The organism is Bartonella sp. AP65SXKL (assembly GCF_042195725.1).
Lineage (GTDB): Bacteria > Pseudomonadota > Alphaproteobacteria > Rhizobiales > Rhizobiaceae > Bartonella.
This window is the reverse complement of record NZ_JBHIOW010000020.1, coordinates 1-18,893: the sequence shown is the minus strand read 5'-3', so window position 1 is coordinate 18,893 and position 18,893 is coordinate 1. Positions and strand designations below refer to the sequence as shown.

Sequence of the window (18,893 nt, the reverse complement as noted above, 5' to 3'; positions counted from 1 at the left end):
CCTTAAAAACTCTTTGAAAAAAATAAATTGGTACAAAACCTAGTGGCAAAATATACAAAACCTGCTGGCAAGCTACATTCGAGAATCCTATTCCCGAACCTTTATTTACGAATCCCGCACCTTGAAAAAACACACATGAAATCAATAAGTTATAGCACCATAAAAGTGCTGTGGCGGAGGGGGTGGGATTCGAACCCACGGTACAGTCTCCTGCACGCCGGTTTTCAAGACCGGTGCCTTAAACCGCTCGGCCACCCCTCCAAACTAGATATGCTTTTTGACAAATTTCTTGTAAAAGGTCAATCATTTTAATACGCATTTTAAAGCGTTCTTTGTAAAACTATTTAAGTTTCAATTAAAATAATTCTTCATAAGTTAATTCTTTGAGTGTGTTATCTAAGAGTTTCATTTTTAAACATGATAGTTTTTTCTGAAAAATGAAAGGTAATTATGATATTTATCATTTTTTTCCTGTTTAAAAATTTTTTACAAAGCAATATTTTTTAAGTTCTAATGGTCGTTTTCGTAATAATAAGAAATGTTCAGTTGAAAATGTTTGATAAATTATATTAAATTTCGGTCGTGTATTTTTAAATTATTTTACCTTTCCAGATATTTATTCTATTTAGATCGGTCATATCTGCGAAAAGAAAATGTTATTGCTTTGACAGTTTATGAGAGATAAATTTGTAAGAATGACATATATATTCAAGCAAAATTTTTATTGAGTTTAAATAAGTACAATTCAATAAGAAAGCTCTTTAAAAGATTTTTATTTTTTAAATAAAAATATTCAGATATTTAATGCGTCTAAAGGGTATCTTGGAGGAAAGGGCTGATTTACACTATTTGAATAAAACGTTGTATAAGATTTGCATCGACAGTTTAAAACCTTTTCCAGATATGACTGAAAATTAGGTATATTTATAATGCTTTTTTCTTTAGGATAAGCAAAAAGGTAATTTGAATGGAAGAAAAGATTATTGAACGCTTAGATCAATAAATAGTTTGTTAAGGTCTTGCATAGTTTTTCAAGAATAGAACTTAAAAACGCTAAATTATGCAGAGGCAAAGAGCATAAACTTTAACAGACAAGGTTTTAAAAGCCGTTTCATTCACAAGTATGTGTAAAATAAAATATTTATGTCTAATATGAGAGAATAGGTTATTCCTGATTCTATTGAGTTTTATTTGCCTCTATTCCTCATCTTTTTGAAGCTTTTTTATGGCTTCAAGAGCAAGTTTTTACGGTCTGCGCTCTTTGTGTAAAGAGATGCCATAGTGTCGTCTGTCCAGCCAAAAATTGCTTTGAGTTGCGAGACTGTTGCACCGAAATTAGCAGCGCGTGTTGCTGCTAATTTTCTTAAACCATGCGCGCGCTGATTTTTTAATGCCTACTGTATTACAAGCCTATCTAAATGTATCGCCAAAGCTTTCTTTGGAGAGTTTTTGATTAACTTGACCACAAATGAATGTTTCTTCTCCAATAGGACAAATTTAAAGGGTTTTGGCTAGTTCAGACAAAATTGGCAGAAAAACATCTGTTTGGAATTTACTTTTTTCTGTTTTGACTGGAAATCCGTCTTCGTTTTTGAGAGGAGGTCTTTTGATTCCTAAAGCTGGATTATTTTCCAAAAGACCCTGTTCAATGGCCCATTTAAAAAGTCCGTTTAGACCTTTCAGAAAGTCTCTAGCCATTCCAAGTGTTTATTTACGATGTTCAACACCGGCTATAATATGTTTCTTTTCGATTGCTTGGTATGAAATGTGACCTATAGAATCACACACCTTCATCAGGATGAGTTCTTTTTGTGACTTTAGAGAAGCTATGCCAATTGATACTGTTAAAATACTGTTTAAGTAGCCATGCAAATAACCTTTCAACAAGTTTACCGGTTTTGGATTTTGGAAGTATAAGCCCTTGTAATTCAGCAAGCGCACTTTGGTAGTTGTCAACAAACTCTTGCGTTCCATAGGTTCCACGTACTCTAATGCGTTGACCACGACCAATACGCACATACCATATAATTTTACCATGGCGTGTGATTTCTTTGACAAGATGAGGGGGGCGTGGTTTTGGCATAGCAACTTCACATCTTAGAGAGTGAAGATTCATAATCTTCATTCGTTGACAAATCTAATAACTTTTTTGGAAGACTAGCTTGGTTTGGTATTGGGATGTCTGCTTTAAGATAAATAAGCAGTTCACCTGTAGGCTTTATTTCTATTAATTCACACCCTTGTTTTTTAGCTTCTCGTACAGCACGAGCAATAGCTGGTTGCGTAATAGTAGGTGGACGGTGTCCCATGTTTGTTCGCCTTGATTTTAGATGTAATTCACATGTGGCGTGAATCACGCCGGTGTTAAAAGGTTAGTTTTTTGGTGTTAGAAAGGAATGTCGTCTTTTGTTGAAGGGACGCCGTTCTGGGCGGTCATAATTTTGTTACAAGCTTCTGAATTATCATAAATTTTTGCGTTTCCAAAAATCTGTGCATTATAAGCAACTTGTGCGTTATCAAAAATCTTAGCGCTATCGTAAATATTGGTAAAGGAATACGCCTTGGCATCATTATAAATCCAACAATCGTTTTCATGACTTAAACTGTCTTCATCCTCTATAAAGCTGTCAAGATTACCTGCCTTTTCATCTCTAAAGTCTCTCAATTCATGGATACGGTAAAGCGTAATGTATCCATCAAACTCTATTGTTTCATCAGTCAATTCGTATTTTTTCCCCATGATTTATTTCCTTGATTTGGCACAATCCACCCGTAGCGTGAATCATGCATTACTTAAAAGTTGTTAGGAATGAGTAGGGGTGTGCTAGGTGACATATGGACACTCCCATTTTTTAAAAATATGCAAATTTATTTTTTAGATGTGCTTAATTTCATAATTCCAATCAGGCAATTGAGTGAGAGCTAATGCGAGTTGTCCTCTATGACACATGCATACATTGGCTTCAAAACAGGTGATTGCAACGCGCTTTTGTTTAAAAAATTTGATATAATTTGTTTATTGCACAAAAATTCTTTATTTTTTTGTGAGTGTGTCATTTTTGCTACAGATATTTCAGAAAAGATGCTCTATATGAATTTCATTTTGGATATTTGGAGAGATTTTATGAATACAAAACGTTTAATAACAGCGTCTATTTTTTCTTTAATTTCAGCGTCTACAGCACTAGCTGCTGATGTTATGATTCCTCATCAGCCAGCATCATCGACTGCTTCTACCATTGTTGCACCTACTTTTTCATGGACAGGTCTTTATTTAGGTGTCCAAGCTGGTGGTTTTTCGAGCAAAGCTGATATGGCTCTTGTTGGTCAAGAAAAGAGTTTACCACTGGATAAAGAGTTCTCTCCTAAACTTTCAGGTTTTGCAGGTGGTTTTTATGCAGGTTCTAATATTGATCTCGGTGACAACTTTATTTTTGGCATCGATACGGATTTAATGGTATCTGGAAAAAAACACACAAAGACCATTACCATAGGAGCGGCTGATAACACTACAGTAGAAAATGCAGTTGTAAGATCCCGCAGATCAGCAAACCCATTAACATCTCAAGTCCCACAAGGAACAGCATTAACAGGAGCACAAACGCAAAAAGACACCTCAAGAGCACCTGCAGGTACAGGAACTACAACAGGAGAGACTCCAATAGCAGGATCCGCGTCAGAACAATCTGTTGTAACGCAATCCAGTCAAGCACTAGCTAAACCAGTAAATGCAGTTCAACAACCACAAGTAGGAGCAACACAATCAAATCAAGCAGCAACAACTAGAAGTTCTGGTAATGTTAGTTCAACAGCAGAAAAAACAGTGGTAGTGGGAAGGGAAAATCCAGGAGTTTCAACACCACCATTAAAAACGCCATCTGCATCGTCAATAACACAATCAGCATCCTCTAGACAGACGGTGAGTTCAGTGCAATCGCCATCGTCCTCATTGGAAAGATCAGGTACAGGACCGACATTGGTAAGCAGGGTAAATGGATTAAAATCACCTGCACTTAAATCAATATCCTCTACTACAGGAGCAAGCTCACCAGAGCGGTCAACGCTCTTATTGGCAAGATTATCTCAAGGAGATCAATCATCAAGAGTAGGGTCAGATGGAGCAACAGAATCTGCTAAGTCAGAGTCTGCAAAAGCGGTTGAAAAAGCACCAGTATCTTCTAGCTCATCAACAGTATCAGGCGCAAGTCAGCCAGCAGCAAAAACACCTATATCGGTACAACCATCAGCAGTAGAAAAAACAGTACCGAGCGCACCACTTGTACTCGCGAGATCAGGATCATCCTCTGGTTCAGATACAAAGACTTCCAATGGAACAAGCGGGGGTCATCATGGTGCCCATGGTAGCGGAAATGCTCATCCCAATGGTACTAATCCACATGCTTCTCGTTCTCATGGTGGACAGAATATGTCTGGACACGGTGCACAAAGTACACAAGCGGTGGATAAGAACGCTTCCAGTGTATATGGTATAGAACAAATAAAAAAGATGGCTTCTGAACTTGGTCTTGATCAAGAGGATGCAGTTGAAACTTTAAGTCATACTTTCAAACAAAATTGGGGTGGTGCTACACGGGTACGTATTGGTTTTGCTGCTGATCGCTTTATGCCTTATCTTGCTGGTGGTATTGCTTATGGACAATTCCAAGACACTGTATCAATATCCGTTAAGGATGAGGATGGAAGAGTCGTTTCTTCTAAGAACTTAGCTGATGAAACAAAAACTATGATTGGTTACACACTTGGTGGTGGCGTTGATTTCTCGCTTCTAGATAATGTGATTGTACGTGCAGAATATCGTTACTCTGATTTTGGTAAAAAGAAATTTGCAAAGGAAAAACTTGAAGTTAACTACAAAACCAATGATTTCCGTGTTGGTGTAGCTTATAAATTCTAATTTTTTAAAGAGTAAATTTCTAAGAGGCTCCACTGTCAGTGGAGCCTTTATTTTTTTTAAGATCACTTTTTGGTTTCTTTTCTTGTGAATTTCATGATAAAGCCCATAGATTGTGATGATATATTTTCCTGATCGCTGCTTAATACGAATGATAAGCTCGGCTTTCCCTATAGATAAAAACCAGAGTTGCAGGGTTCAGGGAAGTTATGCAAAAATGAAATCGTAAAAGTGGACAGGGATATTTCACAATGGCTGTGAAAAATGAAACAATAGATTATTCAAAAACTCTTTATCTCCCACAGACAAATTTTCCTATGCGTGCAGGGCTTCCGCAAAAAGAGCTTGAATTGATGGCGCGTTGGGAAAATATGGGGCTTTATGCGCAATTGCGTCAACAAGCAAAAGATCGTCCATTTTATATTCTTCATGATGGTCCGCCTTATGCAAATGGTCATATTCATATCGGGCATGCTTTAAACAAAGTTCTAAAGGATGTGGTTGTTCGTTCATTCCAAATGCGCGGTTTTAATGCAAATTATGTACCTGGTTGGGATTGCCATGGGCTTCCAATTGAATGGAAAATTGAAGAAAAATATCGAGCACAAGGAAAAAATAAGGATGAGGTACCTCTTAACGAGTTTCGTCAAGAATGCCGTGAATTTGCACAGCATTGGGTAACCATTCAAAGTGAAGAATTTAAACGCCTTGGTGTCGTGGGAGATTTTAACACGCCTTATACTACAATGGCTTTTCATGCAGAAGCACGCATTGCCAGTGAATTGATAAAATTTGCTATGTCAGATCAGATTTATCGTGGTTCCAAGCCGGTGATGTGGTCTGTTGTGGAGCGTACGGCTTTGGCAGAGGCTGAGATTGAATATCATGATCATGAATCAGAGGTGCTTTGGGTTAAGTTTCCTGTTTTTGAAGCAAATTCTGATGATTTATATGGTGCTCATGTCGTCATTTGGACAACAACACCGTGGACGATTCCAAGCAATCGTGCAGTGAGTTATTCTTCGCAAATTTCTTATAGTATTTACGAAGTTGAAAGTGCTGAAAATGATTTTGGTCCTCAAGTGGGAGAAAAGCTTCTCTTTGCAAACGCTTTAGCGATGAGTTGTGGAGAAAAAGCCAAACTTGTTTTGAAGCATTTGCGTGTTATTTCTTCTGAAGAGTTGAAAGCTCTTGTTCTTTCTCATCCACTCAAAGGTTTAGCTGGAGGGTATAATTATAAAATTCCATTGCTTGATGGTTCGCACGTAACAGAGAGTGCTGGTACAGGTTTTGTCCATACAGCACCAAGCCATGGGCGTGAGGACTTTGAAATTTGGAATGATTATAAGTCCTTACTGGAGCAAGCGGGGATTGATTCATCTATACCGTTTCCTGTTGATGATGCAGGGTTCTATACGAAAGATGTTCCAGGTTTAGGACCAGATCGTGAAGGAGGACCTGCACGTGTTATTGATGATAATGGAAAAATGGGTGATGCCAATAAAGAGGTCATTAATGCTTTAATTAAAGCAGATCGATTGTTTGCACGGGGGCGTTTAAAGCATTCCTATCCCCATAGTTGGCGTTCAAAAAAACCCGTTATTTTTCGCAATACACCACAATGGTTTATTTCAATGGATAAAGATTTTGGGGATGGTTCAACTTTACGTAGTCGGGCTTTGGAAGCTGTTTCAAAAACGCGTTTTGTGCCGTCTTCTGGACAAAACCGCCTAGCTTCTATGATAGAAGATCGTCCTGATTGGGTTCTTTCTCGTCAGCGTTCTTGGGGTGTTCCTATTTGTATTTTTGCGAATGAGGATGGTGTTATTCTAAAAGATGAAGGTGTGAACGAGCGTATTTTACGGGCTTTTGAAGCAGAAGGGGCAGATGCATGGTTTGCTGAAGGAGCACGTGAACGTTTTTTAGGTGAGCGTGCACATGAGCCTTGGGTACAGGTTTATGATATTTTGGATGTTTGGTTTGATTCTGGAGCCAGCCATAGCTTTGTGTTAGAAGATCGGGTTGATTTGAAATGGCCTGCTGATGTTTATTTTGAAGGTTCAGATCAACATCGCGGATGGTTCCAATCTTCTCTTTTGGAAAGCTGTGGTACGCGTGCTTGTTCTCCCTATAAAGCCGTGATCACACACGGTTTTACTTTGGATGAGAATGGTAAGAAAATGTCTAAATCTTTAGGCAATACGGTTGTTCCGCAAGAGATCATTAAAACATCTGGAGCTGATATTTTTCGTCTCTGGGTTATGACAACCGATTATTGGGAAGATCAGCGTTTAGGCAAAAAAATACTTCAAACAAATGTGGATTCATATCGTAAACTACGCAATGCAATTCGTTGGATGCTAGGAACTTTAGCACATGATGATGGAGAAGAAGTATCTTATGGTGCACTGCCGGATCTTGAAAAATTTATATTGCATAGGCTTTTTGAACTTGATCAGTTGATTAATCGCGCTTACGATGAATTTGATTTTAAAAAGATTATGCGTGCATTATTGGATTTTTCAATCATTGAGTTATCGGCATTTTATTTTGATATCCGCAAGGATTCTCTTTATTGTGATGCGCCTTCATCAAAAAAACGCAAGGCCTCCTTGCAGGTTGTCCGTGAGATTTTTGAGCGTATGGTCACATGGCTTGCTCCAATGTTACCTTTTACTATGGAAGAAGCTTGGTTAGAGCGTTATCCAGGAAGCCAATCGGTGCATTTGGAACAATTTCGCTCTGTACCAGAAGAATGGCAAAACCAATCTTTGGCTGAGCGTTGGAAAAAAATTCGGCAGGTCCGTAAAGTTGTGACAGGTGCTTTAGAGCTTGAACGTGCTAATAAGCGTATTGGATCCTCTTTGGAAGCTGCGCCTATTGTTTTTATTTCCAATCTGGTTTTACGAGAGGCATTAGAAAATGTGGATATGGCGGAGATCTGTATTACCAGTGCGCTCACAATTACGCAGGACACGATACCTTCTGATGCTTTTACTTTGAATGATGTTGAAGGTGTTGGTGTATATCCAGAGAAGGCATTAGGAAAAAAATGTGCTCGATCATGGCGTTATACACAAGATGTTGGAAGTGATCCAGCTTATCCGGATGTATCTGCTCGTGATGCAGCTGCTTTGCGGGAATTGCAGATTCTTGGCAAGATTTAAAGTTTTAGATCAAAGGAAAGAAATGCAAGTATATTTCTCATATTGATGAATATAGTTTTTTGTGGTACGAAAAAAATTCCGTTGTTTTATCTGCAGGGGGGAAATTTGTGTATGGACCGTTCTCTCATAAATAACGGGAATATTAATCAGCCATACACCTAGGAAATGGAATAGGCAGTGAGAAAACGTGAAATAAAAATATTTCCAATAGGAATTTTAGGGATGTGCTTTGTTTTAACGGGATGCAATTTATCCGCTCCTACCTATGGTACTAATAAACCAGTTTCAATACAGTTTTTTGAAGATGTTGCTAATATCACTTCATTAACACCAACAAATAACAGCAGCCAGATTGTTATGAAACCTCATCCAAAACTTGTAATACCAAGCCCTAGTTCACGCAGATTTTTGCCGGTACCACAACAAGATAGATCTGTCAATGAAATGGCAGCATCGAAGAAGCATCAAGGGAATACTCCTTTTCCTCACAAAGGATCGTCAGTTAATGGCGTTGGTTCAGAAAATCCTTCACAGTTGAATGCGAAGCAACGACAGGAATATTTACGTCGTCAGAGAGCACAAGTTGGAAGTTCAAAATACCGTCGCTATCTCACTGAACCACCTTTAAGTTATCGCCAACCGGCAAAAACCGCACCTATTGGTCGATAGGGAAAAGACAAAACATTTAAAGTAAAGTATTTTTCCAATTACTTATGATACCAAGCTCTCATTCGCGCGCAGTTATAATGCTGCTGTAGGAGGAGGGTATTCTCATGAAATAGCAATATGACAACAGCATCGAGAGATTCCTTATGCGTTTCCTTAACACGAAACATTTCTCAAGCTCATTTTACAACATTGCTCATGTGGCTAGTATAACGTAAAATCTATTGTGCTCCAATACTTTATGCTTAGGAAGGAGAAAGTGGATACCATCATTTTATTTTACAGACTCCAATGTTGCGATAATTCTTGCATTTGAGAGCTTTCATAAGAGACATTTTTAGTCTTTTCTAAAACGTTCTTTATCCAGACGATAATTCCGCTTATGATGTGCAAGAAAGTGATTTTTACTGTTTCAATGTAATTTGAAATGAGAGCATATCTACGATATTTTGGACTTTATATTTTATATACAAAATAATGAATTATTCTTTTGAATGAATGTATCATCTAATAGAAACAATATGCAGAATTAAAAGAGAGAAAAAATGCTTCGAAATAGCTTTTGCTATATATATATATATCAGAAGAATTAACAGTCTTTTTTGAGAAGTAGGATAGTTTTTAAAGAGTGAAAGTTATGGAAGAAGAATTATTTTTAGTATCGCTTTTGTATAAAAAAGTCTTTAAGTAATTGAGCAGCTTCTTTTTCCTTGAAACCAGAATAAATTTCAGGTTTGTGATGGCAGGTTGGTTGCTGATAAAAACGTGGGCCATTTTCTATAGCACCTCCTTTGGGATCATTTGTTGCATAATAGAGACGTCGTATGCGTGCAAATGAAATGGCAGCGGCACACATAGCACAAGGTTCAAGTGTTACATAAAGATCGCAATCAGGAAGCCTTTCGCTTTGCAATGTTTCGCAAGCCATACGGATTGCGCGTATTTCTGCGTGTCCTGTAGGGTCATATGCAGATTTTATAAAGTTACCAGCGCGTGCAATGATAGCTTTTCCACGTGTAATGATAGCACCTACGGGAACTTCATCTTTTTTTGCAGCCTCTTGCGCTTTTAAAAGGGCTATTTCCATGGGCGTCAAGGTCATAATATTCTTTCTACTGAAGGTATAGAAAATCTAAAGGTTATCTCGATAAGGAATGCTATGGAATGAATGATTTATTACGCTTTTATAATGAAAAGAATACCTCTATTTTTTAAAGAGTTTAAAACAAACTTGCAAGTCGACAGATACATTATTGTCGTTAAAGGATAGAAAATGATAAATGATTATGCTACTTCCTTTTTCAGGATAAGCGGTATGGTGCATGTGAATAATTTTCTGAACATACTTGCAAAGATTGGTTTGAAACGCAAATGAATGAAAATAATGAGAGTGAACGAATTGCTAAAAGGTTAGCGCGTGCTGGTATTGCTTCGCGTCGAGATGCAGAAATGATGATTGTTGCAGGTCGCATTTCTGTGAATGGTAAAGTCGTGACAACGCCTGCTTTTAATGTTAGCCGCTCTGATGTTATTAAAGTTGATGGCAAACCTTTACCTCCTATAGAACGAACGCGTTTATGGCTTTACCATAAGCCAGCAGGTCTTGTCACCACGAACCGTGATCCTGAAGGCAGACCCACAGTATTTAGTAATTTACCAAAAGGAATGCCGCGTGTTCTTTCTGTTGGAAGGCTTGACATTAACACGGAAGGGCTTTTGCTTTTAACCAATGATGGTGGCTTAGCGCGTGTATTAGAGCTTCCTGTAACGGGGTGGGTCCGCAAATATCGTGTCCGTGCTCATGGAAGAGTCAAGCAGAGCGCGTTGGATAACCTTAAAAATGGTATTGCGATTAATGGTATTTTTTATGGTTCGATTGAAGCATCAATTGAACGCGAACAAGGGTCGAATGTATGGCTTTCTGTCGCTTTGCGAGAAGGAAAAAATCGTGAAATAAAGAATGTTTTAGGGGCATTGGGATTATCAGTTAATCGATTAATACGTGTATCTTATGGTCCATTTCATCTCTCTGATTTAGAAGAAGGAGCCGTGCAAGAGTTAAAAGGGCGGATGTTACGAGATCAGTTGGGGGAGCGTTTGATTATGCAAGCCAATGCAGATTTTGATGCTCCTATTCTTAAGCCATTTTCAAATTCTGCAGTTGTTGCAGAAAAGCAAAGCCAGAAAGATCTTTCTATTGCAAATGATGGTTGGGTTTTCTCAAGTGAAAGGGCAATACGACGCCGACCAAGAGATGGTTCTGTTGAACATAATCGCGCACGATTAAGTACAAAGTCTCATGAGAATGTAAAGAAGGAGAAAAGTGAAGAAGGAAAAGCAGAGCGTTTTCTACCGCGTTCTCGCCGTGCTAATGTTTGGATGGCTCCTGGTGCACGTCCGCAAAGTGCACGTAGAAAGCCTTCTTATAGTGAGGAGAAATTGCATGGTCATAAGAGCGATTTGGATGGTAGAAAATCATTTCATCGAAGCAAGGAAAAACTAAAAGAAAATCCGTCATACAAAGAGAAGAGGGAAAGTTTTGTTCAAAAACATGGCAAAATATCTTATGACGAGACGCATCCCTTTGGTAAGAAAGATCGCTTTTTAAAGGATAAAGAGAAAATGATAAAAGGTGATCATGATGAACATTCTTTTGAGAGAAAGAAAAAGGTAAAATCGTTTGGTGGTGCTATGAAAAAATCTAAACCACATAGGGACGCTGCAAAAACTTCGAAGCGATTTGGAGGTCCACGTGCGGATCATAGGCGGTAAATTTGCTGGGCGTGTTTTGTTTTCGCCTGTTAATCAGTCGATTCGCCCAACGAGTGATCGTACACGTGAAAGCCTTTTTAATATTCTTTCTAGCCGTGAAGAAGAATTTTGGACCAATAAACGCATTCTTGATCTTTTTGCTGGTACTGGTGCTTTAGGCATCGAAGCACTTTCGCGTGGAGCAAAGGCGGCTGTTTTTGTTGAAAACTCGGTTGAGGGGCGTGGGTTGCTTCAAAAAAATATAGAAGCCTTTGAATTACAGTCGATAGGACGGATTTTGCGTCGTGATGCGACCAAACTTGGCAATATTGGCACAATGCTGCCATTTGATGTTATCTGCGCTGATCCTCCCTATAGCCGTTGTTTAGGTGAACGTGCTTTTGTAGAAGCTTTGCGAGGAGGGTGGGCAAAAGCTGATACACTCTTCATACTTGAAGAAAAGAAAGATACAATGATTTATTTACCTGACGTCTTTTATCTAGACGATGAGCGTTTTTATGGTGAGACAGCAATACGTCTCTATAAATTACGATCGCTTACATCTTGAGAAAGTTCTTGTTTTTATCCGATAGGATGAAAAAATGCTTTTTCACAGTTTTCTTCATTTTATATGGTTTTTAAAAGGTTAAGCAGAAAATCAATAAAAGATTCTAATGTTAAAGGAATTGATGAATTTTTATTAGCTTTAATACAGAAGGATGTTTTTTCTCCAATAGGATATATATTCCTCGATAATAGTTATGATCTTTTTTATCTAATTTCTTTCTGCCATACCTTAATCATCACATTTCATCAGCAGTTGAAAGCTTTAAGCTATGCAGTCTGCATTGATATCTTATATGATGCGTAACTTCTATTTTTGCTATTGTCTAAACTTAAAAAAGATATTTTGTTTAGTATTGAAAATATTGTTCATTTATCCTGAATACTTGTGTGTTTAGTTTAGTAATATCGCTTGTTGAGTTAGTCATTACATATTAAGTAAATCTGAGAGTATTAAGTATCTTATCGTTGTGCAGCTTTAAGGATACTTTTTTATATTATTCTTTATCACTAAAGATAAGTAATTTGTAAAAAAGGGGAGATTATCGTGTTTAATTGGATATATAGTGAAGAGATTAGTACAGAAGCAAGTGCTGAGCAAATTTGGGCTATATGGGAAGATGTGGCATCATGGCCTTGCTGGGATCACGAGCTTGAGTGGGTAGAACTTTCTGGTCCTTTCAAAGAAGGCGCTATAGGACGCATGAAACCTAAAAAGGGACCTACAGTAACTTTTACACTTGATAAAGTTATAAAAAATGTTTGTTTTTCTGATTATGCTAAACTTCCTTTTACACGTATGAGTTTTAATCATGAATATATTTGTTCAACAAAATCGGGTTCTTCAAATAACAAAATTCGTCATACTGTAACCATGTCTGGTTTATTTTCTCCTTTCTTTGGAATGATTATTGGGTCAAAAATTAAGTTACATCTTCGCGATGCAATGATTGAAATGAGCAGACGTGCTCTTACTGAAAACAAAAGCATCTTGTAAGGGGGTGCATTTATAAAGAAGTTAATACCTTAAAAAAGGTGCAGAACTCTTAGCCTTGTTAGAATGAAATCAGTTATGAGTATATAGCAAATTGATGAGCTATGATTTGGTTTTAGTTAGCTGTTGAAATCGTGTCAAAGCATCTTACGGGATTAATTTTGCGCTAAAAATCTTATGAAATTCATTGAATTTTTTTATATATAAAAGCTTATAAGATGCTCTCTTCATTGAAAATGAGAAAGGTTCAGAAGTTCATTACTTCTCTTATGATGTAGGTCCATATCGTCATAATATTTGCCTGTTTCTAATGTTGCAATATTTTTTGCATTTAAAATCTTCATAAGAGGCATTTTGATTTCTTCTTAAATAGTTTTCATTCATAGGCCCCTTACTTATGATTTGCTCGCAAATAGTTGTGATTGACTCAACATGAATAGGTTCGAAACAGAGAGAATTTTATGATATTAGGCTTTTTTATACAAATTACAAAACAATAAATTATAAGTATAAATCAAACTGTTAATTTTATTGAAAGATTACAAGATAATTTCTTGATTACTTTTAAATATAAAAATGAGTTCTTTATGATATTACGTCCATTAGGGTAAAGAAGTTTATGACTGCTCATTTTGTTGAAACCATAATGGAAGGAAATATTTTTTACTCTGTTTAAGTTTTGTTTCATTTACAAGAGTGCCGTCTCATTATGAGAGAGTTTATAGAAGCAAAGAAGTGTATACAAATATAAGGTATTTTCTTGATTCTTGCTTGGAAATTAAAGAATGCTATAGGAAAGATATGAGATAAGTTTTTTACTACCCAGAGGAAGGAAGACCTGTGATTTAGATCATTTTATGCTTTTCGAATTTTTGAGGATTTTGGCTTAAATTCAAGTGTTATAGCTAAGACTTTTGTTAATTGCCAATTGTTCTGTTGATTTGATTGTCAGTGGAGATTTGGCTCCTAAAATGATAAGGGCCCATGAGAAATCTTGAAACTAAAGAGATTTTACGGCATATTACGTTTTTTCATAAAGAAGCTAAAAGGGAAATGATTTAATGCATTAAAAGAAAAAGAATGCATGAATGTGCATAATCTTATGAATCAATACACAAGAGTTATATTCTGATTTGTATAAATTTGTCAGAATGCTTATCAATGTAAATAATAAAATATTTTAGGGAGTCTATAATGACTGACAAAAACCAGATTGAGAAAGCTGTTTCGCTGGTTGAAGCAGCAAAGCGTTCTGGAGCAGATGCTGCTGATGCTGTTATTGTTCATGCTCATTCTACCAGTGTATCAGTTCGTTTTGGGAAAGTCGAATCGACAGAAGCAGCAGAGAGCAATGATTTTACTCTAAGGGTTTTTGTTGGAAAAAAAGTAGCAAGTGTTTCTGCTAATTTAGGATCTTATCCGCAAGAACTTGCGGAACGTGCTGTTGCGATGGCTAAAGCTTCTCCCGATAGTTTATTTGAAGGTTTGGCAGATAAAGAGTGTTTGGTTAAGTATCCTAAAGATCTTGATCTTTTTGATGATTTTGTACCCAGCAGTCATTTTTTAACAGAAGATGCTTTAAAAACGGAGGCAGCAGCTCTTGATGTTAAAGGTGTAAGCAATTCTGGTGGCGCTGCAACAGCTTATGGCCGTAGTGGGTTTATTCTTGTGACCAGCGATGGTTTTTGTGGAGCCTATCGCTCAAGTTGTTTTTCACGTTCTTGTAGTGCTCTTGCAGGTGAAGGAACACAGATGGAGCGGGATTATGATTATACAACAGCCTTACATTTTTCTGATTTAGAGGCAGCAGAAACTGTGGGAAAGAATGCAGGGCTTGGTGCTGTTCGACGTTTGGGTGCAGTTCGTGCGGCGACTGGGAGCGTTGATGTTATTTTTAATCCGCGTACGGCTCGTGGAATTGCAGGGCATATCGCATCTATGGTCAATGGAGCCTCTGTGGCTCGAAAAACGAGTCTTTTACAGAATTTCCTAGGCAAGGAAGTGATGAAGCCTAATGTTAATGTAACCGATCAACCTTTGCGATTACGTGGAAATGCTTCTCATCCTTTTGATGGAGAAGGGGTAGAGGGGCAAACACTCAATATTATTGAAAATGGTATTTTAAAAAATTGGCTTCTTTCATCATCTACAGCACGTGAATTGGGACTTAAAACAAATGGACACGGTATGCGTTCGGCATCATTAGTGCAGCCGACCAGTACAAATTTTGCTATTGAACCGGGTTTAGTATCACCTTGCGATATGATAAAAGATTTGCGAAATGGATTTTATGTGACCGAATTATTCGGTCATGGCATTGATTTTATTACTGGTCAGTATAGTCGTGGGGCTTCCGGTTTTTGGATTGAAAATGGTGAAATTGCTTATCCGGTAAGTGAAGTAACGCTAGGTTCTGATTTGCTTCATATGTTAGCACATTTAACACCTGCCAATGATATTGATCGGCGTTATAGTACAGCTGCTCCAACATTGTTAATTGAAGGGATGACACTTGCAGGAAAATAACACGCATCATTCTTCTGATTTAAATCTTTTGCGTGATGTTTGTCGAGAGGCAGGAGATTTAGCAATGCGGTATTTTGGATGCACGTTGGATGTCTGGATTAAAGAAGGTAATTCCCCGGTTAGTGAAGCAGATTTTGCTGTTGATCATTTCTTGAAAGAGAGGCTTCTTGGAGCTCGTCCAAATTATGGATGGATTTCAGAAGAAACAAAAGATAATCGAGAAAAACAAGATTATTATGAGCGCTCTTTTGTTGTTGATCCTATTGATGGAACGCGTGGTTTTCTTTCTGGCAATCCTTATTGGTGTATTTCGGTTGCCATTATTGAGAATGGGCGTCCTATTGTGGGCGTTCTACAATGTCCGGCTCAAGGAGATGTTTATACAGCTGTAACAGGTGGAGGGGCAACATTAAATGGGATAAAACTTCCTCGTTTAGCCTTTGAGGTTCATCGAAAATATAAAATTTCACTTGATAAATCGCTCGCACAAAAATTACCAGATGATTTTCTCAATCAAGTCAGTCTTTACCATTATCTTCCTTCTCTTGCTTATCGTATTGTTCTTGTTGCTCAAGATGAAATTGATATCGTATTAGTTCGTCCAAATTGTCATGAATGGGATATTGCCGCTGCTGATCTTATTTTGCAGGAGTGTGGAGGGTGTTTTTTATCGCTTGATGCCCCTTTACTATCTTATGGAATTGAACCTTACCAGTATGGACTTTTAATTGCTGGTAAAAATAATTGCTGTCAAGATATGATAGATGTTGTTCGTCAAACAAAGTTAGTTTAATCACGTAAAAGCGCGCTAAGATAATCTAAATGATATGGAGGCACATATGACTGAAACCAAAGAAAAAAAACAATATTTACATCTTGTATTTGGTGGGGAATTAAAAAATCTTAACAGTAATCAATTTAAGAATCCTGATGAGTTAGATGTGGTTGGTATTTTCTCAGATTATCAATCTGCTCAAGAAGCATGGCAGGCAAAAGCACAAAGCAGTGTAGATAATGCATTACAACGTTATTACATTGTAGATTTGCATCAGTTTCTTGATGCTGAGTTAGGCGATGCAGAATAAAGCTTGAATATTTGGTCATTATAACCTGTAGATTGCTTCATGCTTTTGTTTAGTCGTCCTTTTCATAGGTACGTTCTTCGGGTAAAATAGAATGCCGTAAAAAAGAATATGCTTGTTGTTTAAAATTCATATGTTTTTTTAAGAAACATCTCCCAAAGCACCCAAGCCCATTTCATAATAGTGTCCGTGCAAGGCAAATAAAAAGCAAGTAAAATAAAATAGTTATGTCTAATATAAGGGAATAGGTGAATCTTGATTCTATTGAGTTTTTTTGCCTCTATCCCTCATCTTTTTGAAGCTTTTTTATGGCTTCAAGAGCGAGTTTTTTACGATCTGCGCTCTTTGTGTAAAGAGATGCCATAGCATCATTTGTCCAGCCAAAAATTGCTTTGAGTTGTGATACTGTTGTTCCAGAATTAGCTGCGCGTGTTGCGGCTAATTTTCTTAATCCATGCGCCGATTTTTTAATTCCAGCCGCATTACAAGCGTCTCTAAATGCATTCCCAAAGCTTTCTTTGGTGAATTTTTGATTCACTTTACTACAGATGAATGTTTCTTCTCCAATAGGACCAGTTTCAAGCGTTTTGGCTAATTCCGGTAAAATAGGTAGAAAGACACCTGTTTGGAATTTACTTTTCTCTGTTTTGAGATGAATGATATTATTCTTTACATCTTTCCAGCCAATGCGGACCGCATCACCACGATGCAAACCCGTATACAAAAGGACATCAATCCAAACGCGTTCATGGGTACCATGGGACCATCTTTGATAATATTTCTCAACATCTTCTTCTGTCCAAACAGCAAACCCATCTTTGTTGTGAAGGGCTGGTCTTTTAACACCTAAGGCTGGATTATTTTCTAAAAGACCTTGGTCAATCGCCCAATTAAAAAGCCCATTAAGGGCTTTCAGAAAGTTTCTAGCCATTGCTGGTGTTTCTTTGCGTCGTTCAACGCCGGCTATGATATGTTTCTTTTCAATTGCTTGGTATGGAATGTTTCCTATGCTATCACATACCTTCATAAGGATGAGTTCTTTTTGTTTTTTTGTAGCTTTAGTGTAGCTATGCCAATTAGAGCTGTTAAAGTATTGTTTAAGCAGCCATGCAAATGACCCTTCAACAAGTTTACCGGTTTTTGATTTAGGAAGTATAAGCCCTTGTAACTCGGCAAGTGCGCTTTTGTAGTTGTCAACAAACTCTTGCGTTCCATAGGTACCGCGTATTCTAATATGTGGTCCATGACCAATACGTACATACCATACAATTTTGCCATGTTGAGTAATTTGTTTAACGAGATGAGGAGGACGTGGTTTAGGCATGGTATTTTACATCTTAGAGAGTGCGGTTTCGTAATATTCATTCTTTGACAAATCTAAAAGTTTGTCTGGGTGGTTAACTGAATTTGGTATTGGGATATCGGATTTAAGATAGATAAGCAGTTCACCGGTAGGTTTGATTTCTACGAGTTCACATCCTTGTTTTTTAGCTTCTCTTAAAGCGCGTGCAATGGCTGGTTGCGTTATAGCAGCTGGACGAGGTGCCATATCTTTTCTCATTACATTGAGATGCAATTCACGTGTGGCGTGAATCACGCATTACTTGAAAGTGTTAAGAAGGGTGGGGGTGCTTGTAGATATGCGGGGAACAAAACACCCCCATAAGGTTAAGCAGCTTTTGTTGAGAGTTGTTGTATCTCTCGTTCTATCTCTGCTAAAAAGGCTTCAACAACTTGATTGATCTGTTCAATTTGTTGATCATCACGGAGAACACGCTTGACTTTCATACGCAAGTGAAAGAATTCCCCCGTAAAACGTGGGTCATAGCTTACGGCAACAAATTGATTTATAATGATAATTCACTGTTTTGCATATTGAATGAGAGGACTGAATATAGTAAGATTTTCTTATTCTAAATCCTCTCAGATTGAATCAATTCATATCACTTGCTTGCACGTCAAAAGCGGGGCTGGTGTGTGGGTAAAATTTATATAAGAAAGGACTAAAAATGGCTCTTATGAACCGTCTTAATGCAAGATCTGTCGCAACATTGGGGGCTGGCAAATATAATGATGGTGCCGGCTTGTTACTTCATAAGCGTAAAGATGGAGGTGCTCAATGGCTGTATCGTTATACCATTCATGGGCGGCGTTGCGAAATGGGCTTGGGTGCTTTAAGAGATGTCTCTTTAAAACAAGCCCGTGAATTGGCAACTGGGTGGCGGGCTGTT

At 37.7% G+C, this 18,893-nt stretch carries 16 protein-coding genes, 1 tRNA gene and 2 pseudogenes; 10 read left to right on the top strand and 9 right to left on the bottom strand.

Features of this window, described 5'->3' with window-relative positions; all coding sequences use genetic code 11:
- The 5 genes and pseudogenes from ACFIMP_RS08730 to ACFIMP_RS08710 all read right to left on the bottom strand — a co-directional run.
- Nucleotides 1-199: hypothetical protein (locus ACFIMP_RS08730; protein ID WP_375686271.1), on the bottom strand; the 199-nt coding region annotated here is incomplete at its 3' end.
- Nucleotides 172-261: transfer RNA gene (locus ACFIMP_RS08725), tRNA-Ser, on the bottom strand. The genes ACFIMP_RS08730 and ACFIMP_RS08725, both read right to left, overlap by 28 nt.
- A gap of 936 nt (nt 262-1,197) precedes the next feature.
- Nucleotides 1,198-2,083 (bottom strand): annotated as a pseudogene (locus ACFIMP_RS08720) (tyrosine-type recombinase/integrase).
- 7 nt (nt 2,084-2,090) lie between these two features.
- On the bottom strand, nt 2,091-2,309 hold the full coding sequence (locus ACFIMP_RS08715) for a hypothetical protein (protein WP_375632587.1): 219 nt from the start codon (nt 2,307-2,309) through the stop codon (nt 2,091-2,093).
- Nucleotides 2,310-2,386: 77 nt separating this feature from the next.
- Nucleotides 2,387-2,740 carry a hypothetical protein gene (locus tag ACFIMP_RS08710; protein WP_375681448.1) on the bottom strand — a complete coding sequence of 118 codons (354 nt, stop codon included), beginning with the start codon at nt 2,738-2,740 and terminating at the stop codon, nt 2,387-2,389.
- A gap of 384 nt (nt 2,741-3,124) precedes the next feature.
- Here ACFIMP_RS08710 and ACFIMP_RS08705 point away from each other — a divergent pair, with 384 nt between their 5' ends.
- From ACFIMP_RS08705 to ACFIMP_RS08695, 3 genes are all read left to right on the top strand, one after another.
- A complete protein-coding gene (locus ACFIMP_RS08705; RefSeq protein WP_375681449.1) occupies nt 3,125-4,915 on the top strand; it encodes an outer membrane beta-barrel protein in 1,791 nt (596 codons plus the stop codon).
- Between the two features lie 248 nt (nt 4,916-5,163).
- Nucleotides 5,164-8,079, top strand: a complete 2,916-nt coding sequence (gene ileS / locus ACFIMP_RS08700) for an isoleucine--tRNA ligase (protein ID WP_375686270.1) — start codon at nt 5,164-5,166, stop codon at nt 8,077-8,079.
- 177 nt (nt 8,080-8,256) lie between these two features.
- Nucleotides 8,257-8,748: a hypothetical protein gene (locus tag ACFIMP_RS08695; protein WP_375612104.1), complete on the top strand. Its 492-nt coding sequence runs from the start codon at nt 8,257-8,259 to the stop codon at nt 8,746-8,748.
- Between the two features lie 652 nt (nt 8,749-9,400).
- Here the strand turns inward: ACFIMP_RS08695 and ACFIMP_RS08690 are convergent.
- The gene (locus ACFIMP_RS08690; RefSeq protein WP_375686269.1) at nt 9,401-9,847 is read right to left on the bottom strand and encodes a nucleoside deaminase; all 447 of its coding nucleotides are present in this window, start codon (nt 9,845-9,847) and stop codon (nt 9,401-9,403) included.
- A gap of 269 nt (nt 9,848-10,116) precedes the next feature.
- On the opposite strand from ACFIMP_RS08690, the gene ACFIMP_RS08685 reads away from it, so the two are divergent.
- The 6 genes from ACFIMP_RS08685 (at nt 10,117) to ACFIMP_RS08660 (ending at nt 16,665) form a co-directional block, all read left to right on the top strand.
- Entirely contained in the window at nt 10,117-11,517 is a 1,401-nt protein-coding gene (locus tag ACFIMP_RS08685) for a pseudouridine synthase (RefSeq protein WP_375613518.1), read from the top strand.
- On the top strand, nt 11,498-12,064 hold the full coding sequence (gene rsmD / locus ACFIMP_RS08680; RefSeq protein WP_375612106.1) for a 16S rRNA (guanine(966)-N(2))-methyltransferase RsmD: 567 nt from the start codon (nt 11,498-11,500) through the stop codon (nt 12,062-12,064). The genes ACFIMP_RS08685 and rsmD overlap by 20 nt, the downstream gene beginning before the upstream one ends.
- A gap of 543 nt (nt 12,065-12,607) precedes the next feature.
- Entirely contained in the window at nt 12,608-13,057 is a 450-nt protein-coding gene (locus ACFIMP_RS08675) for an SRPBCC family protein (RefSeq protein ID WP_375630367.1), read from the top strand.
- Between the two features lie 1,191 nt (nt 13,058-14,248).
- A complete protein-coding gene (locus ACFIMP_RS08670; RefSeq protein WP_375612375.1) occupies nt 14,249-15,580 on the top strand; it encodes a TldD/PmbA family protein in 1,332 nt (443 codons plus the stop codon).
- A complete protein-coding gene (locus ACFIMP_RS08665; RefSeq protein WP_375612376.1) occupies nt 15,567-16,373 on the top strand; it encodes a 3'(2'),5'-bisphosphate nucleotidase CysQ in 807 nt (268 codons plus the stop codon). Before ACFIMP_RS08670 ends, ACFIMP_RS08665 begins: the two co-directional genes overlap by 14 nt.
- A gap of 46 nt (nt 16,374-16,419) precedes the next feature.
- Complete coding sequence (locus ACFIMP_RS08660) at nt 16,420-16,665, top strand: DUF4170 domain-containing protein (protein WP_375612377.1); 246 nt, start codon at nt 16,420-16,422, stop codon at nt 16,663-16,665.
- Between the two features lie 277 nt (nt 16,666-16,942).
- On the opposite strand, the gene ACFIMP_RS08655 is transcribed toward ACFIMP_RS08660, so the two are convergent.
- From ACFIMP_RS08655 to ACFIMP_RS08645, 3 genes and pseudogenes are all read right to left on the bottom strand, one after another.
- A complete protein-coding gene (locus ACFIMP_RS08655) occupies nt 16,943-17,986 on the bottom strand; it encodes a tyrosine-type recombinase/integrase (RefSeq protein WP_375686268.1) in 1,044 nt (347 codons plus the stop codon).
- 6 nt (nt 17,987-17,992) lie between these two features.
- A complete protein-coding gene (locus ACFIMP_RS08650) occupies nt 17,993-18,211 on the bottom strand; it encodes a hypothetical protein (RefSeq protein ID WP_012755083.1) in 219 nt (72 codons plus the stop codon).
- 119 nt (nt 18,212-18,330) lie between these two features.
- Nucleotides 18,331-18,495 (bottom strand): annotated as a pseudogene (locus tag ACFIMP_RS08645) (lambda exonuclease family protein); the annotation flags it as partial.
- 176 nt (nt 18,496-18,671) lie between these two features.
- Between ACFIMP_RS08645 and ACFIMP_RS08640 the strand changes: the two are divergent.
- Nucleotides 18,672-18,893, top strand: a 222-nt coding sequence (locus tag ACFIMP_RS08640; protein ID WP_375686267.1) for an Arm DNA-binding domain-containing protein, incomplete at its 3' end; no start/stop codon positions are given.

Excerpts from the sequence above, each read along its gene's own strand:
- ACFIMP_RS08715 (WP_375632587.1), bottom strand. The coding sequence starts at position 2,309 with ATGGGACACCGTCCACCTACTATTACGCAACCAGCTATTGCTCGTGCT.
- ACFIMP_RS08705 (WP_375681449.1), top strand. The coding sequence starts at position 3,125 with ATGAATACAAAACGTTTAATAACAGCGTCTATTTTTTCTTTAATTTCA.
- ACFIMP_RS08670 (WP_375612375.1), top strand. The coding sequence starts at position 14,249 with ATGACTGACAAAAACCAGATTGAGAAAGCTGTTTCGCTGGTTGAAGCA.
- ACFIMP_RS08710 (WP_375681448.1), bottom strand. The coding sequence starts at position 2,740 with ATGGGGAAAAAATACGAATTGACTGATGAAACAATAGAGTTTGATGGA.
- ACFIMP_RS08660 (WP_375612377.1), top strand. The coding sequence starts at position 16,420 with ATGACTGAAACCAAAGAAAAAAAACAATATTTACATCTTGTATTTGGT.
- ACFIMP_RS08685 (WP_375613518.1), top strand. The coding sequence starts at position 10,117 with ATGAATGAAAATAATGAGAGTGAACGAATTGCTAAAAGGTTAGCGCGT.
- ACFIMP_RS08655 (WP_375686268.1), bottom strand. The coding sequence starts at position 17,986 with ATGCCTAAACCACGTCCTCCTCATCTCGTTAAACAAATTACTCAACAT.
- ACFIMP_RS08690 (WP_375686269.1), bottom strand. The coding sequence starts at position 9,847 with ATGACCTTGACGCCCATGGAAATAGCCCTTTTAAAAGCGCAAGAGGCT.
- ACFIMP_RS08650 (WP_012755083.1), bottom strand. The coding sequence starts at position 18,211 with ATGGCACCTCGTCCAGCTGCTATAACGCAACCAGCCATTGCACGCGCT.
- ileS (WP_375686270.1), top strand. The coding sequence starts at position 5,164 with ATGGCTGTGAAAAATGAAACAATAGATTATTCAAAAACTCTTTATCTC.